Origin of the sequence: Gilliamella apicola, from assembly GCF_003202915.1 — a bacterium.
Taxonomy (GTDB): Bacteria; Pseudomonadota; Gammaproteobacteria; order Enterobacterales; family Orbaceae; genus Gilliamella; species Gilliamella apicola_Q.
The window spans coordinates 21,574-38,193 of the sequence record NZ_QGLP01000009.1; the positions used below are offsets into that span (position 1 = coordinate 21,574).

Annotated in this window: 18 protein-coding genes; 6 read left to right on the top strand and 12 right to left on the bottom strand. The window is 35.3% G+C overall.

What is annotated here, in order from left to right:
• Positions 1-4: 4 nt before the first annotated feature.
• The 10 genes from DKK79_RS12750 to DKK79_RS12795 form a co-directional block, all read right to left on the bottom strand.
• Positions 5-1,258, bottom strand: coding sequence for a PTS ascorbate transporter subunit IIC (locus tag DKK79_RS12750; protein ID WP_110424407.1), 1,254 nt, complete (start codon positions 1,256-1,258; stop codon positions 5-7).
• Between the two features lie 1,264 nt (positions 1,259-2,522).
• Entirely contained in the window at positions 2,523-3,494 is a 972-nt protein-coding gene (locus tag DKK79_RS12755) for a sugar-binding transcriptional regulator (RefSeq protein WP_110424408.1), read from the bottom strand.
• A gap of 103 nt (positions 3,495-3,597) precedes the next feature.
• Positions 3,598-4,842, bottom strand: coding sequence for a zinc-binding dehydrogenase (locus DKK79_RS12760; RefSeq protein ID WP_110424409.1), 1,245 nt, complete (start codon positions 4,840-4,842; stop codon positions 3,598-3,600).
• A gap of 161 nt (positions 4,843-5,003) precedes the next feature.
• Entirely contained in the window at positions 5,004-5,834 is an 831-nt protein-coding gene (locus DKK79_RS12765; RefSeq protein ID WP_110424410.1) for a mannose/fructose/sorbose PTS transporter subunit IID, read from the bottom strand.
• A gap of 17 nt (positions 5,835-5,851) precedes the next feature.
• Positions 5,852-6,664: a PTS mannose/fructose/sorbose transporter subunit IIC gene (locus DKK79_RS12770; RefSeq protein WP_110424411.1), complete on the bottom strand. Its 813-nt coding sequence runs from the start codon at positions 6,662-6,664 to the stop codon at positions 5,852-5,854.
• 28 nt (positions 6,665-6,692) lie between these two features.
• Positions 6,693-7,184: a mannose/fructose/sorbose PTS transporter subunit IIB gene (locus DKK79_RS12775; protein WP_034883852.1), complete on the bottom strand. Its 492-nt coding sequence runs from the start codon at positions 7,182-7,184 to the stop codon at positions 6,693-6,695.
• Positions 7,185-7,604 carry a PTS sugar transporter subunit IIA gene (locus DKK79_RS12780; protein ID WP_110424412.1) on the bottom strand — a complete coding sequence of 140 codons (420 nt, stop codon included), beginning with the start codon at positions 7,602-7,604 and terminating at the stop codon, positions 7,185-7,187.
• A 210-nt stretch (positions 7,605-7,814) separates the two neighbouring features.
• On the bottom strand, positions 7,815-8,495 hold the full coding sequence (gene mutH, locus DKK79_RS12785; RefSeq protein ID WP_110424413.1) for a DNA mismatch repair endonuclease MutH: 681 nt from the start codon (positions 8,493-8,495) through the stop codon (positions 7,815-7,817).
• A 67-nt stretch (positions 8,496-8,562) separates the two neighbouring features.
• Positions 8,563-9,111 carry an NADPH-dependent FMN reductase gene (locus DKK79_RS12790; protein ID WP_110424414.1) on the bottom strand — a complete coding sequence of 183 codons (549 nt, stop codon included), beginning with the start codon at positions 9,109-9,111 and terminating at the stop codon, positions 8,563-8,565.
• 83 nt (positions 9,112-9,194) lie between these two features.
• Positions 9,195-9,797 (bottom strand): Dps family protein, encoded by a 603-nt coding sequence (locus DKK79_RS12795; RefSeq protein WP_110424415.1) that lies wholly within the window; start codon positions 9,795-9,797, stop codon positions 9,195-9,197.
• Between the two features lie 268 nt (positions 9,798-10,065).
• Between DKK79_RS12795 and srlA the strand changes: the two genes are divergently transcribed.
• The 6 genes from srlA to srlR all read left to right on the top strand — a co-directional run bounded on the left by srlA (position 10,066) and on the right by srlR (position 14,241).
• The gene (gene srlA / locus DKK79_RS12800; protein ID WP_034883846.1) at positions 10,066-10,614 is read left to right on the top strand and encodes a PTS glucitol/sorbitol transporter subunit IIC; all 549 of its coding nucleotides are present in this window, start codon (positions 10,066-10,068) and stop codon (positions 10,612-10,614) included.
• A gap of 32 nt (positions 10,615-10,646) precedes the next feature.
• Positions 10,647-11,648 (top strand): PTS glucitol/sorbitol transporter subunit IIB, encoded by a 1,002-nt coding sequence (gene srlE, locus DKK79_RS12805; protein WP_034883845.1) that lies wholly within the window; start codon positions 10,647-10,649, stop codon positions 11,646-11,648.
• 96 nt (positions 11,649-11,744) lie between these two features.
• A complete protein-coding gene (gene srlB, locus DKK79_RS12810) occupies positions 11,745-12,113 on the top strand; it encodes a PTS glucitol/sorbitol transporter subunit IIA (RefSeq protein WP_034883844.1) in 369 nt (122 codons plus the stop codon).
• Positions 12,114-12,123: 10 nt separating this feature from the next.
• Entirely contained in the window at positions 12,124-12,903 is a 780-nt protein-coding gene (srlD, locus tag DKK79_RS12815) for a sorbitol-6-phosphate dehydrogenase (RefSeq protein ID WP_034883843.1), read from the top strand.
• 92 nt (positions 12,904-12,995) lie between these two features.
• Positions 12,996-13,361 (top strand): transcriptional regulator GutM, encoded by a 366-nt coding sequence (locus DKK79_RS12820; protein ID WP_110424416.1) that lies wholly within the window; start codon positions 12,996-12,998, stop codon positions 13,359-13,361.
• A 100-nt stretch (positions 13,362-13,461) separates the two neighbouring features.
• On the top strand, positions 13,462-14,241 hold the full coding sequence (srlR, locus tag DKK79_RS12825) for a glucitol operon DNA-binding transcriptional repressor SrlR (protein WP_034883842.1): 780 nt from the start codon (positions 13,462-13,464) through the stop codon (positions 14,239-14,241).
• Between the two features lie 237 nt (positions 14,242-14,478).
• Here the strand turns inward: srlR and serA are convergent, their stop codons facing one another.
• Both serA and rpiA read right to left on the bottom strand, forming a co-directional pair.
• A complete protein-coding gene (serA, locus tag DKK79_RS12830) occupies positions 14,479-15,720 on the bottom strand; it encodes a phosphoglycerate dehydrogenase (protein WP_034883841.1) in 1,242 nt (413 codons plus the stop codon).
• A gap of 59 nt (positions 15,721-15,779) precedes the next feature.
• Entirely contained in the window at positions 15,780-16,442 is a 663-nt protein-coding gene (rpiA, locus tag DKK79_RS12835) for a ribose-5-phosphate isomerase RpiA (RefSeq protein ID WP_034883840.1), read from the bottom strand.
• Positions 16,443-16,620: the final 178 nt, after the last annotated feature.

Sequence of the window (16,620 nt, forward strand, 5' to 3'; positions counted from 1 at the left end):
TTGTTTAACTAAAAAGTTTAACAATAAATTCGGTGATTAACGATAATGATGTGAAATCAGGATCGGCAAAAGTCACACCTTCAACACCTAAAAATGCAAAGAGAGGTAGTGCAAGTGCAGGTAATACGCATAAAAGTAAACCGTTAACGAAAGCCGCAATAATCGCTCCTCTTGCGCCACCAGTTGAGTTACCAAAGATTGCCGCTGTACCACCGGTGATGAAACTTGCCATTATTCCAGGAATAATAATTGGCAAACCAATAAAAGGAAAAACAATCACGCAGGCTATTTCAGTAAAGAAGCTAACAATAAAGCCCACTAATACACAATTTGGTGCTTTATCAAATAACACCATCGGATCGACCGCTGGCACACAACCCGGTGCAACAACTTGAGCAAATCCTTTAAAAGCAGGAATAATTTCTTCAGTAAAAATAGCGACCCCTTTTTTAGCAATGTACAGGCCACCGGCAAAAATTGCAGATTGTTCCAACGCAAAAATAATGAATGTATTATTTTTAAGAATATCTTTTAAATAATCAGCAGAAGAAAACGCGCCAGATAAACATAGTAAGACAAACATAGTAATAAATGTCGCGACATCAGACTGCCTTAAAAAGCTAAAACGGTCATTGATTTTAATCTGTTCAATATCATTTTTTTTATTTCCGAGCCATTTACCTAAATAAGATCCTATTAAATATGAAATAGTCCCTGCATGAGCAATACAATAATTATTATTGCCTATTATTGTCTGGCTAAATTTAGAGAGTAAAGTTGGAAATACCGCCATATAAAGCCCAATAATAATTGCGCCAGTAGCAACAATGGTATAGCCATTATAGCCCATCCCTTGTAAAACAGCGGTGAATGAAAATGCCATAAATAGCACTAGGTGCAAGGATAGATAAATTGATTTAAAGCGGGTAAATCTGGCCAACAGGAGATTAATTATCATCGCAAAAAAGAGAATAAAAGCAGCACTTGTGCCAAGTGATTCCATCGTTAACGCGGTAATAGCTTCATTACTAGGTACTACCCCATGCATTCCAAAAGCGTGTGTAAACATGTTACTAAACATAATTAACACACCACCTAAGATTTTTCCCCCAGTCTTAATTAATACAAAACCAATAAATGAAAGTAGTGTACCGGTAATAATTTTAGAAATTTTAGCTCTCTGTAATATCAGACCAATAAAAGCAACTAATGCAATAATGATAGCTGGCTGACCAAAAATATTTAGAAAAAGCGCCATAGTTCCACTCCAAAGATAATAATAAAATATTGGATCATTATAAATAAAACGCCATTTCATTTTGTGTTTTGGATCACAATTTAACAAATGAAATATACAGATAATCAATTAGTAACAAATTATTTATCTTAATTGCCGATGCTAATATGATCTTTTTCAACTAATGTTTGTTTGAGTTATGGCAGTTATTGTAAAAAAGTTGTGAGTCAGTAAGCGTCACTAAATTTTGAGTAGTAACCAACTAGCCATTAACTAAGCCGAGATTGACAAGATGCTATACAGAAATCGTTTAAATCAGTTTTATTTGCAAAAAATATCCTCGGCGCATTTTGATTAATATTTTAATTAATTATTTTTATCGCTAATGTTTGTTTGAGTTGTGGTAGTTTTTTATAAAAAATTAAGAAATCTTTACCACGTTTCTAAATTTTGAGTAGTAACCAGCTAACCATTAAGTAAGCCAAGATTGATAAAATGCTATACAGACATCATTTAAATCAATTTTATTTCTCAAAAATATCCTCGGCGCACTTCTGACTAATATTCTAATTAATTATTTTTATCGCTAATGTTTGTTTGAGTTGTGGTAGTTTTTTATAAAAAAATTGAGAAGTCTTTACCTCGTTTCTAAATTATTGAGTAATAACCAGCTAACCATTAACTAAGCCGAGATTGATAAAATGCTATACGACATCTTTTAAATCAATTTTTTTCTCAAAAATATCCTCGGTGCATTTTGATTAATATTTTAATTAATTATTTTTATCGCTAATGTTTGTTTGAGTTATTGCTGTTTTTTGTGAAAAATGAGAAGGGCTACACCGTGTTACTGGTTTTGAGAATAAGAGGTGGAGTTATAAAACAAACTTAGTGGATTATAATAATTTTAGACCTGATGCATTTATAATATCAAGCTTAACGGTTGGCGAGTTAATCAGATATAGGTAAAAAGTTAACTATAGTTAAGGTCTATTTTAGCTAGAATCAATCGAAATATGAGCGTTACCTATTTTGATATTAAGCAGGTAAATTGACAATCAAAACAGGTAACACTCTGTTAACTAAGATCTTTATCTAATGCAATCTAAACTAACACATTAAATTATTTATTAGTTATTTTACTACCATTTTCTTTAATAATATCGGTTCTTTTTTCTACCTTAGAATTTGTTAATGGAGTCACAAATTTGAAAAGTAATTTATAAAAAATGAAATAGCGCTTTAATTTGTGGTGTGCTGCCTATATAGCCATTTACTCAGGTAATCAAATGACTAATTGATTAGCCATTTCATCACTGACGACTAATATATCGATATAATTTGCATTTAATGCGGCAATCAAACTATTGAGTTTTTCCGCATCACCACTCGCACATATTTTTAAAGGAATTTTTTTGAGATTTTCTAAGGTAACACCAATGATTTGATCATGAAAAGGGGTTTGTAATTCCTTACCGTTTTTATCGTAAAATCGCGACAAAATATCGCCGACAATCTTTCTATTGGTAATTTTTTGAAAAAGCTCACCATAAAAACCATACCAAATTGAGTTTTTTGATATCGCTGGACAACCAATACTAAATAAAGCAATGGTGATTTTATCCCACCAATTATTGAGTTCTTTCATATGCTGAGTTTTGGCAATTTCGCTTTTTAAATTTGCAGTATCAACGATAGCTGGGTAATCAATCAGTATCGCTTTGCTTTTAAGTTTATCTGAGAGTTTATAAGCAATATTATTGACATGGTATTTAGTTTCGATCTTGCCAGAAGGACCACCTATCATTGGCACGATAGTAACGTTTTCGAAGGTAGCATTATCATTTTTTACGCTATTAACAATATAATTGATCGACCGTCCCCAAGACACACCAATGACATCATTTTTGGTAATATTTTTCAGTAGGACATTTGAGGCGACATTACAAACAATTTGATTTTTACTTTCATTGTCCATATCAAGATTAACCGGAACGACAATAACTTGTTTTAAATGATATTTATTACAAATTTTTTCTTCTAACGCGATATCCGGTAACAAATTATAATTAATCGAAATCGAAACAATGCCAAGCTCGCGTATTGTTTTTAACATTCGGCTAATGCTTGAACGGTGTATATTAACGATTTTTGCTATTTCCGACTGTGTTTTGTTTTCTTCATAATACAGCTGAGCAATCTTAATTAACATCTTATGTTGTTCAAGCTCGTCGTTGCTAAAATTTTGATTAATCATAGTTGCGTTATCTTATTTTTTAGTTATTAAATACTCCGTTTTTTATTCACCCCAAGAAGTCTTTTTGTATGACAACTCGAAGTGAATAGAGTATACCAAAAAATCAAGAATCTATATCAGGAAAATAGTTTAAAACATAATCTTCGGCCTCTTTTGACCAAATGCCATGATTTTTAGACAATATCTTATGTAAAGCGACATCATCCGCATCTTCATTTAGTGATTCTAAATTTTTAAGATCAAACTTTTTGTGGGTATAAACCAACTTTTTTCCACCTTTAATTTGATCCTGTATTTGCGTGACTTTACTCGCTTGATCAATACCCATAATGTGCGATACGATTTTTGCCACATCGACAGCTCCCGATTCAATAAGTTTAACTGCTTCGCGCATATCATTGGTATTACCGCCTGAAGTACCAACGATATGGATAAAATTATAATGAACATCGTAGAAGTTAATTTCAGCAGAAAAGTTCTTATCTTGTGGACCGGCAAAAAAGTTAAGGCAACCGTCAATCGCCAATAATTGTGAGGCAAGTTGAATCAACTCTTGCGAAGGTAAGAAAACAAAAACATCATCAAAACTTCCGGTTGTGGATTTATTTTTTAATAATGAGACTTGATCATCAATATTGGCAATATCCACAAATTCTAATTCAATACCATTACGAGATTGATAAAGGCTTTTTAGATGTGCTATTTTTTCTTTGCTGCGACCAGTTACGACAATTTTTTTTGGGGCGACAGGGCCACCTAATGCATAATCTATTGCCAACATTCCCATCGGACCAGTACCACCTAAAATAATCAAATTACCATTAGGTTTTATTCCCATGATATGTTCATAACTATTTGGCTTTAAATGAAAATTAGCATTGAATGCACCAATAATGCATGATAGCGGTTCAATTAACGCGCCTTCAAAATAGGTTTGTCCATCATAAAGGATTAAGCAGTCTTGTTTCAGTACATCATGGTTAATTATCATGTAAGTTGCACAACCACCGGTATATGGATAGGAGTAACCGACACAGTAAGGACTATCCGCAAGTTGCAAATTGGCTTGAACGACATATTTTTGTCCTGGTTTAAATTTATGCTGCCATTTTTTCCCAACTTTTATAATTTCACCGCAACATTCATGTCCAATGATAATTGGGTTATTTTTTAAATCAGGTGGTGTTTTTTTATGATTTTCACCTTGATTAACTAATTTCAATGAAGACATACACATACTATCAACAATGACGGTCACTAGAATTTCATCATCAGTAATATCTGGTAGTTCAAATGACGCTAAGCGCAAATCATTTTTGCCATATAGTCTAACCGCATGAGTTCTCATATATTCCTCTTATTTTTAAATTTGGTTAAATTGGTTGATGGAAAGGTTCAAAGTCTGGTTATTTGGATAAAGCAGTGCACTATGACTAAATTATTAAATAACTCTGAACCTTTTTATTCATTTTGAGATGGTCAATTTTTTATCTTCTTCTTTCCCTAGTATCAGCCTAGAATACCTAAGCCGTAGCCAATAATGCCGACTGCAAATAGTGCAAAAATTAAGATTATTGGACTTACTTTTTTCCTTAACAATTTCATCATTAAAAGTGTTAATGCTAGCGGTAACAGGCCTGGCACCAGATCGTTAAGGATGCCTTGTACTGTCATAATGACCTCTTCACCATTGATGCCAGCCGTTTGTGACACAATAAGTGGAACATTTATCGAGGTCCATTTGGTGACTAATACGCCCATGATAAATAGGCCTAAAATAGTTGCGCCTTCGGTTAATTTTGGCAGAATATTACCCGAGAGATCTTTGACGATACCGATTCCCTTTGATAACCCATAAGTTAAGCCATACCATTTCATTGCCAGTCGAATTAAATTGAATATGACAAAAAACAATAATGGGCCTGCGATATTGCCACTCAGTGATAATGATGCACCTAGCGCCGCCGTTATTGGCCGTAACGTTCCCCAAACTAATGGATCACCCACTCCCGCTAACGGCCCCATCAGACCTACTTTCAGACTATTAATGGTACCGTCAGAGATATCAGCACCATTGGCTTTAGCTTCTTCCATTGCCATGGTGACGCCGATAACTGGCCCACACATTGCCGGAGTTGTATTAAAGAATGTTAGATGTCTTTTTAATGCTTCGCGTTGCTCCTCTTTTGTTTTATATACTCGTTTGATGGTAGGAATCATATCAACACAAAAAGCTAAGGCATGTATGCGTTCATAATTAAAAGATGCTTGTTGAAAATTAGATCGAATAAAGGTGCTAATAATATCTTTCTTTTGAATAGTATTTGATATTTCTTTCATAATAAATTCCTTATTTATTAATCATCTAACTCATCATCAGCAATGATTGAATGATTATTTGACACAATGTTTTTTTCATTATTTTTGCTGGTATTAAATTTAGAATTTAATTGCACATAAAGAATGGCAAAAATAACGCCTAAAATACCAAATGACAGTAAGCTAAAGTTTAGATAACCACCAAGAACAAAGCCCAAATAGAAGAAAGGTGCTAAATATTTGACCATCATCATGTTTAATACCATTGCATAACCAACGACAACAATAAATCCACCAGCAACGGCAAGGCCTCCAGTAACAATATCTGGTAACATGCTTAATAGGGAGTTAACGGTATTTGCATCAACATAAATGGCGACTAAAGTTGCCGGTATCGCTACGCGTAATGCTTGTACAAACAGCGCACTGTAGTGTAAAAGTTCTATTTTTTTGAATTGAACTTTTTCAGCTGCATTATCGGCTTCATGTTGGAAGACCACGGTGATGGTTCTAGCAAACACCGTTAACACTTGTCCTGCTGCGGCAACGGGTAGGGCGATGGCGATTCCGGTTTGAATATCTTGCTTACCAACTACGACTAAGATCGTCGATATGACGCTAGCTAGTGCAGAATCAGGTGATTGGGCGGCACCAATATTCATCCATCCTAATGCTATTAATTCCAGTGTACCGCCTAGAATAATACCTGTTTTTATATCACCTAATATTAAACCTATTACCGTACAAGCGATTAGTGGGCGGTGAGTTTGAAATTCATCAAGTACGCTTCCCATACCGGCTATACAAGCAAAGATAAATATTAATACAATTTGAAATAATGAAATTTCCATGTTTTGCCTCCTTGTTTATTCCTATTAATTAATTGGGAAATTCTTGTTCAAGTAACTTGATAAAATCGACGTTAGGATCGGTAATTACCACTTTTAAACAAAGTTCAACTCCCATTTGCTGCATTTTTCTAAATGCAGATACGTCGTTTTCATCGACTGAAACGGCTTTAGTAATTTGTTTTTTGCCAGTTTTAAACGACATACCGCCAATATTGATACTTTTAATTGGTACCCCATGTTCAATTAACCGCACCACATCGGTTGGATTAGTAAATAGATAAAACACGGTATCATTTGCATATTTGGGGTTTTGATAAACAGCTGCTGCTTTTTCGATACTCACCACAGAAACTTTAATGCCTGGAGGGGCTGCTTGTTTAACTAAGGTGGAACGGATTTCGTCGTTAGCAACTTCATCGCTCACTACAATGATTCTTTCCGCCTTTGCTTCTTTGGTCCAAACTGTTGTTACTTGACCATGGATTAAACGGTCATCAATACGAACTAAATTTATAATCATTTAAAACTCCTCATCTTCAGCGATGTCTTTAGATATTTTTTTGAAAGATTTGATGAAATCTGATTGGATGTCATTAAGTTGTTCAAAAGCTTCTTCAAAGCTAATTGATGCATAATCAAGATGTAATAACGCTAAGCAAAGGGGTAAAGATAAACCAGTGATAACTTCAATATTTTCCAATTGTATAGCCAATATTGCGGCTGCGTTATAAGGGCTACCGGAAAAAATATCAGTGATAATGATGAATGGTTGATCTGTTGGTGGATTAATGATTTTTAGATATTTGTCTTTTAACGTCTCAATACCGTCACCTAATTGAAAAGTGATAGCATGTAAGTTTGGGTACTCGCCAACTATCATTTCAATACTATTTTTCATTTCTACAGCAATGTTGCCATGACCTGCTAATATAAAGTTCATATCACACCTCTTTCACAAATTCTTTTGTTGCTTCACAAATGTACAAATGAATCTATATTCACAAATGATCAAAGTAAATCACCAATGTGAAAAAGTGTGACGAGAGTTTGATTTTATTGCAAAATAAAAGAAAAAGTTTTTTTTTAACGAAAAAAAGAGGTATTTTGTAAGATCAAAAAATTAAAGATTAGAGAATCGAATAATCATTTATTAATTAATAAAATGAGTCATTGAATTTTGTAGGATCTGTAAAGTAAATGATTTTTTCAGGTAGAAGCCTCTTGGACGAGTTAAAATGATCTCGCCATTTTCACCAATCGCTTCAGTTAATGCTTTGCCATTGGCGGCTTTAGGTCGGATTTGTAAATAGGTACCATAGCGTGCCGTAATTTTTTCTACTTGACCAAGGGCAATCATATCCATCAATTCTTGCCAATCTTGTTTAAGCTGTTGCTCTTGTTCAAAAGTTGGCGTCCACAGTATGGGGTGTCCTACTTTTCTTTCGGCTAGAGGAATGCTTCTTTCCCCTTCAATTGGGATCCAAAGTACTTTGCTGAGTTTGTATTTAACATGACTCGTTTCCCAAATCACCCCATGATTAGCCATTAACGGGATAACACTAACAAAAGTGGTTTCTAATGGTTTACCTTGTTTATTAATTGGAATGGTTTTTAATTCGATACCTAAACTGGCAAAATCGCGCTCGGCTTTGCTTCCCGCATTCGCACCTAGATAAGTTTCAATAAGATTGCCTACCCAGCCTTTTTGTTTGTTAAGGTTAGCAGGAATAGGCATATTGACATATTGCGCTATCTCAGCAAAGCTATAACCAGCAGCTAATTTGGCACGATTTAACAACTCTTGTTCATTAGAAGGATAGAAGTTTGGCATGTGTTTTAAATAAATTTAATAATATCCACAATCAATTATATTGGTTGTGGATATTAAAATAAATCTATTAACTTAGCTTTTCAACCCATTTAGCATAACTATCAATAATTAATGCAAGAAATGACTGAGTTTTTTCATTAATATTACCATGTTCATCAAAAGCAGCAGTGATATTACCGACATAAGCTTCCGGTTGTTGTAAAGTTGGCATATCAAGAAAAACCAGTGATTGTCGCAACTGGTGATTGGCACCGAAACCACCAATAGCGCCTTGTGATACCGAAACTACCGCCGCGGTTTTTTTTGACCAAACACTTTTACCATAAGGGCGTGAACCGACATCAAGTGCATTTTTAATAACTGCCGGTAATCCACGATTATATTCCGGTGTAACAAAAATCACACCTTCGCAACTGGCAATTGCTTGGCGAAATCGAGTATAAGATGGTGGTGGTGTATCAACATCAATATCTTCGTTATAAAAAGGTAAATCACCAATTTCAATAATGTTGAGTGAGAGTGATTCAGGTGCAATTTGTTGAAGCACTTTGGCCACTTTTAAATTGTAGGAATCCTTGCGTAAACTACCAACAAGTACAGCAATCTTTTTACTCATTTGTAATTCTCCTTAATGAAAAGAGAAAGAGACACAAGAATGTGTCTCTTAGTCGGTATGAAAATTTAAGATAACTTAATGTTTTAGTGACCTGAAGAGTCTAATTTACGACTAGTTTCAAATAAGAACCAAGCTCGTTTTTCTGTTTGGTCTATCCACTCTTCGATTAAACTTGCTGTTGCTGAGTCATTATATTTATCACAGATATCATGAGCAACACGCATACGAGTAGTCAGTTTAATATTATCTTGGCAGAGCTCGGCGATCATATCAGATGGCTCAACAAAATCAGCGTCATTATCCGAAATGCTTTGTAATTTTGAAATATGACCAATTGAACGTAATGTGGTTCCACCTAATTTACGCACACGTTCAGCAATTGGATCGGTCATAGCAAATAGCTCTTCGCCGTGATCATCTAACATTAAATGGTAGTCACGGAAGTGAGGACCACTCACATGCCAATGAAAGTTTTTGGTTTTTAAATAGAGAGCAAATACATCTGCTAATACAGAGTTCATTGCGCCAGAAATATCTTTTGAAGCTTTTTGTCCTAAATCAGTTGGAAATAAAATTGCAGATTGTTGTAATTTTTTGGCAGAACTTACATTTTTTGCTGTTAGACCTTTTGAAGCTGTTGCAGATTTTGAAGTAGTAGTGCTTTTTTTAGTAGTACTTTTAGCCATGTAATATTCTCCTATAGGTGAATTAATTGATTACTTAACTATAACCAAATTACGCCAACTCTTTATTAAAGTCCAATCAAAATGAGCTATTTTTAACTATTACTGCTATATCAACAATCTATGAATGGTTATTTAACTCATTTTTCCTATCGTTTTAAATAGTTTCTTTCAAAATAAAAGAAAATGTTTCAAAGTGTGATCTAGTTAAAGTTTTTTTAATTTCATAGTTGTTAATATTTTTTTGCAATTTAACTCAATAGGAGAAAATATGATTGATACAATTTCATTTGGAGCCGAATGGTTTATCGGTTTATTCCAAGAAGGCGGTAAAGTGTTAGTTGGGATGGTCACCTCGATTTTACCTTTATTAATTTCATTATTAGTTGTTATGAATGCGGTGATTAAATTTATCGGGCAAGAGCGTATTGAACGTTTAGCACAAGCTTGCGCTGGTAACCCAGTTTCACGTTATTTATTCCTTCCTTTAATTGGTACTTTTGTGTTTTGTAATCCAATGACATTAAGCTTAGGTCGCTTCATGCCAGAGTTTTACAAACCTAGCTATTATGCTGCATCTTCCTATAGCTGCCACTCAATGAATGGGTTATTTCCTCACGTAAATCCAGGGGAACTTTTTGTTTACCTAGGGGTTGCCGCTGGGTTAACTACCTTAAATTTACCACTGGGTCCATTAGCTGTTAGTTATTTCCTTGTCGGTTTGATTACTAACTTCTTTAGAGGTTGGATCACTGACTTTTGTACAGCCATTTTCGAAAGAAAAATGGGAATTAAATTAGATAGAAAAGTTCACTTATAACAATTCATCTATCACGATAAAAGGAAAATAAAATGGCTAATTATATTCGTATTGAAAAAGGTGAAGCAGGTTGGGGTGGTCCATTAGAACTGCCAATTATTGCCGGTAAAAAAATAGTTTATATTGCGGCAGGCACAAGACCGGCAATAGTCGATACTTTAGTTGAACTAACTGGTTGGCAAGCGATTGACGGTTTTAAAGAAGGTGAGCCACCTAAAGAGGAAATTGGTGTCGCGGTGATTGACTGTGGTGGAACACTACGTTGTGGTATTTATCCAAAAAACCGAATCCCAACCATCAACATCCACGCGACCGGTAAATCAGGACCACTTGCTCAATATATTGTCGAAGACATTTATGTTTCAGCAGTTAAACCAAACAATATCACCGTGATTGAAAAAAATGGTGATGTGGTTAATGAAGTGGCAACGCAACCATCTCAACAAAATGCTAAAGCATCAGAATTTAAAGATTATGACAGTAGTAAAAAAATCACAGAACAAAGTGATGGTTTATTAGCCAAAATTGGGATTGGTATGGGGTCTGGTGTGGCGGTTTTCTTCCAGGCTGGTCGGGATACTATTGATACGGTTCTTAAAACCATTCTACCTTTCATGGCCTTTGTGTCAGCTTTAATTGGCATCATCATTGCTTCCGGATTAGGAGACCTTATTGCTAATGGGTTAGTCCCATTAGCGGATAATCCTCTTGGTTTAGTAATATTAGCACTCATCTGTTCTTTCCCATTACTTTCACCATTCTTGGGACCAGGTGCTGTTATCGCCCAAGTTATCGGCACATTAGTTGGTGTCCAAATTGGACTTGGAAATATTCCTCCTCATTTAGCATTACCAGCATTGTTTGCCATTAATGCGCAAGCGGCATGTGACTTTATTCCTGTTGGTTTATCTCTTGCAGAAGCGAAACAAGATACTGTTCGGGTAGGTGTTCCTTCTGTTTTGGTGAGTCGATTTTTAACTGGTGCACCAACCGTACTAATTGCTTGGGCGGTGTCGTTATTTATCTACCATTAAAGTGTATTTAACTATTTAGGGATGAGTATCATCCCTCTTCAATCAACAGCGAAACTAAAGTTTTCGTCTTAACTAAAAAATTAGAGAAGGTTAACAATGTCGAATGTTATCTATCAATCAAAAATTAATCAAATTGGTGAGTTTGCTCCAGACGCCTTAGCTGATGGCATGTTAATACTTTTTAAAAACGGAGCGCCTTCAGATTTGGCGGATTACTGTTTTATACATAATCATGATGATTTAAAACAGGATCTTCAAGTAGGTCAAGTTTTGCAAATTGGTAAACATACCTATCACATTACTTCCGTTGGCGATGTTGCTAACACCAACTTTCGTGAATTGGGGCATATCACATTGAGGTTTGATGGCAGTAGTCAGGCTGAATTACCGGGAACTATCCATGTAAAAGGTGATATTCCAAATCAACTTTTTGTGGGTGATGAAATCAAAATTTTAAATAATTAAGGAACAAACAATGAAAAAAGTTGCAGTTATCATAGGTGGTGGACAAACTTTAGGGGAATTTTTATGTAAAGGTATTGCAGATGCTGGTTATCATGTAGCGGTTGCCGATTTAAATATTGATAATGCAATTAAAGTTGCTGATGAAATTAACCAGAAACATGGAGCCGGTACGGCTAAAGGATTTGGTGTTGATGCAACTAATGAAGAGAGTGTGATTAAACTTGCACAAAATGTCGATAATACATTTAATCGAGCTGATTTAATGGTTTATAGCGCAGGTATAGCAAAAGCAGCGCCTATCACTAACTTTGCCTTAAAGGATTTTCAATTATCAGTAGACGTTAATCTTACCGGGTATTTTTTATGTGCTCGTGAATTTGCTAAATTAATGCTCAAACATAATACAGCTGGTCGAATTATTCAAATCAATTCCAAATCAGGCAAAGTTGGTAGTAAACATAATTCCGGTTATAGTGCAGCTAAATTTGGTGGTGTTGGTTTAACTCAATCACTTGCTCTAGATCTTGCTGATTATGGTATTACTGTAAATTCATTAATGTTAGGTAATCTCTTGAAATCGCCAATGTTCCAATCATTAATTCCTCAATACGCTAAAAAATTAGGTATACCGGAAAGTGAGGTTGAGCAAGTTTATATTGATAAAGTGCCGCTTAAACGGGGGTGTGATTATCAAGATGTACTTAATGTATTGCTATTTTATGCGAGTGATAAAGCGTCTTATTGTACTGGGCAATCAATCAACATTACTGGTGGACAAGTCATGTTCTAATTAACATCATCTTCTAATTTAAATATAGTGCGGAAGTGTCAAATAGCACTTTCGCATTGTTTGTTTAGCATAATCTATTACTGGAGATAACCATGAATATGACCACAACGATAATAATTTTTGCGCTTATGGCATGGTGTATCCAAATCGTTTTTAGTTGGTTGCAAATCCGCCGATTTAATCATGCTTTTCTGACGATGAAAAAGGGACGATATTTAGGTGTTGGTCGTAGCCAAACCAAATGGTTTAAGCCGCGAGTTTTAATTGCTGTTTCTTTAGACGAAAACCAAACGGTAATTGATTCAATTAGCATGAAAGGTATCACTGTATTTGCTCTACCTAAAGCTATTCCTCAATTACTTGGGCTTAATGCAAAAGAAATTATTCCTGAAACGGTATATCCGAATGATCCTGCTTCGCAAAGTGCATTGTCTGCAGCACTAACTGCGAACAAATAGTAAATAACATTTATTTTGAAAAGTATTTTCTTTTAGATTGAAGTATACTATCTTGCAAAGTAAATGATCTTATTTACTGTGAAAATAATGGAATCTCGGCATGAAAGTTAAACAAAGGCAGACGGCAATTTTAGAATATTTACAGAATCATGGACAGGTTAGTGTTGATGAATTAGTGGCACATTTTCGAACTACTGGAACGACAATAAGAAAAGATCTGACGCAACTTAATGAGAGTGGATTAGTCCTGCGGACTTATGGTGGTGCGATGTTAAATCGAGAAATTGGTGACCGAGCTATCGATCATAAAACCTACATTAATACCGCAGCGAAAAAAGCGATTGCTCAAGAAGCCGCAAAACTGATCCATGAAGGCGATTCAATTATTTTTGATGCCGGTAGTACTGTTGCGCAGATGATCCCCATGCTAGCTCAATTTAATAATTTAACTATTATGACCAATAGTTTACATATGGTTAATGAACTGGTGGCTAATGATGATGATCAAACCATTATTCTAACTGGTGGTACCTTTCGTCGAAAATCAGCCTCGTTTCATAGTAACAATGCATCCGCAATTGCTGCTTTTGAATCATATTCTTTTGATAAATTATTTATGGGGGCTGATGGTGTTGATGTTGTTGGTGGTGTAACGACATTCAATGAGAGCTATCATGGCAGTGTGGCGATGAGTAAAGCCGCCGCTAAATTAATTTTATTGGTTGATTCAACCAAATTCGGAAGGCGCAGCCCAAATGTGGTTTGTGATATTGAATCAGTTGATACTATTATTACCGACAATAATTTAGATGATAAATATTACGACGCTCTAATTGAGAAAGGCATCAAAGTTATAAAAGTAAAACCGTTAGATAAATAAATCATTTTTAAGATCTTAAAAATTTGCGGAATAGGTTTTGTGGCGCTAAATATTGGCTGATAAAGCAGATAATTAAACGCCAATTTTGATAATTTTATGTAGGATGGGGTTGCTAGTAACCAGTCGTAATGCCTTAAAACGCTTAAATTGTTTCAAAAGGCATTATTATGCGCTCGGACGCTATTATCCCTTAACACTACTTTGAATATTATCACCCGAGCGCTTGGCTAACACAGATTAAAACAGTAATCTTGCTCGAATTGTACCGGCTACATTTTTTAATTTCACCAGTAACTCTTCCGCTTTATTTTGTTCTACTCTATCAATATCAATAACCACATAACCAATTTTAGCATCAGTTTGTAAATACTGAGCTGAAATATTTAAACCTTGTTCGGCAAATAGTGTATTTATTGCTGTCAATACGCCGGGTTGGTTGTGGTGAATATTGATAAAGCGACTAGAGCCTTTCGCCGGAATCGGTAAGGAGGCTTCCGGAAAATTAACCGCCGAAAGGGTTGCCCCTGTGTCTGAATATTTTGCTAATTTAGTTGCAACTTCAATGCCAATATTTTCTTGGGCTTCACTGGTTGAACCACCAATATGTGGGGTAATAATCACATTGTCGAATTTACACAGTGGTGATTCGAATGGGTCACTATTGGTTGCCGGTTCACTAGGGAAAACATCAATTGCTGCACCACTAAGTTTATTGTTTTCTAGTGCTTGAGTTAAGGCCTCGATATCAATCACACTACCGCGAGAGGCATTTATCAATATTGAACCTGATTTCATCATGTCGATTTCTGATTTACCAATCATTTTAATGGTGGTTGAATTTTCAGGAACATGCATGCTGACAATATCACTCATAGCAAGTAATTCTTTCATAGTTGAAATTTGTTTAGCATTGCCTAAAGGTAATTTGGTTTCGATATCGTAAAAATAAACATTCATGCCTAATGATTCAGCCAATACACTTAATTGACTTCCAATGTGACCATAACCAATGATACCTAAGTTTTTTCCACGTGCTTCATGAGAGCCGGTAGCTAATTTGTTCCACTTACCTTGATGAGCTTTGGCATTAGCTTCTGGCACACGACGAAGTAATAAGATTGCTTCGGCTAACACTAGTTCAGCAACCGAACGGGTATTGGAAAATGGCGCATTGAAAACAGGGATTCCTTTAACTGTCGCTGCATCAAGTTCAACTTGATTCGTACCAATACAGAAACAGCCAATTCCCGCTAGTTTTGGAGCGGCATCAATGATATCTTTGGTCAAATGTGTTCTTGAACGAATACCAATAAATCTTGCATCTTTTAATGCCGCTTCGAGTTCGGATCGGGATAGTGCACCTTTATGATATTCGATGTTGTTAAAGCCTGCCGATTTAAGTGTTTCAATCGCACTAGGGTGAACACCTTCAAGTAATAGAAACTTATTTTCATCTTTAGTTAACGCTTGAACAACCATCTCTTCCTCTCTATTTTTTATATTTAAATCAATTTATGATGCAAAATTAAAACTGCAATCTATCTTTTTGTTACTTCTTTTACGCCAGAACTGGTACCGACTAAGGCGATATCCGCTCCTTTATTGGCAAACAATCCCACTGTGACCACACCCGGGATACTATTAATTCGATCTTCTAATTCCATTGGTTTGGCAATGACAAGGTCATGAACATCTAAAATAACATTACCATTGTCGGTAACCACACCTTGCCGATAGATGGGTTTGCCACCAAGTTTGAATAATTCACGAGCAACATAGGAGCGCGCCATCGGAATAACTTCTACGGGCAGAGGGAATTTGCCGAGCACATCTACCATTTTGGATTCATCAACGATACAGATAAACTGTTTTGCCAGAGCCGATACAATTTTTTCTCGAGTTAATGCGGCGCCTCCGCCCTTAATCATCTGCATATTATGATTAATTTCGTCTGCTCCATCGACATAAATATCTAAGCTATCAACATCATTGCAGTCTAATACTGGTATGCCATAGCTTTTCAATTTTTGGGTAGAGGCTTCTGAACTAGAGACAGTTCCTTTTATCTGATCCTTCATTGTAGCTAAAGCATCAATGAAATGTGCTGCAGTAGATCCTGTACCTACGCCAATTAATGAATCAGGTTTAACAAATTTTAGCGCAGACCAACCCACTGCTTTTTTTAGTTCATCTTGTGTCATGATATCACCGTGTGTAAATCCAATTTCGATCAAAAAAAATAAAATTTTAAAAGCAAAATTATTTAAGATATGGCATAGTAACCAATTGGAAAGCAAAAATCATTAGTAATTTTAGAAAATCTATAAAGTTTTAAAACGATTTGAATTTTTTTGCAAAATTAAAATAGCTTGAATGACC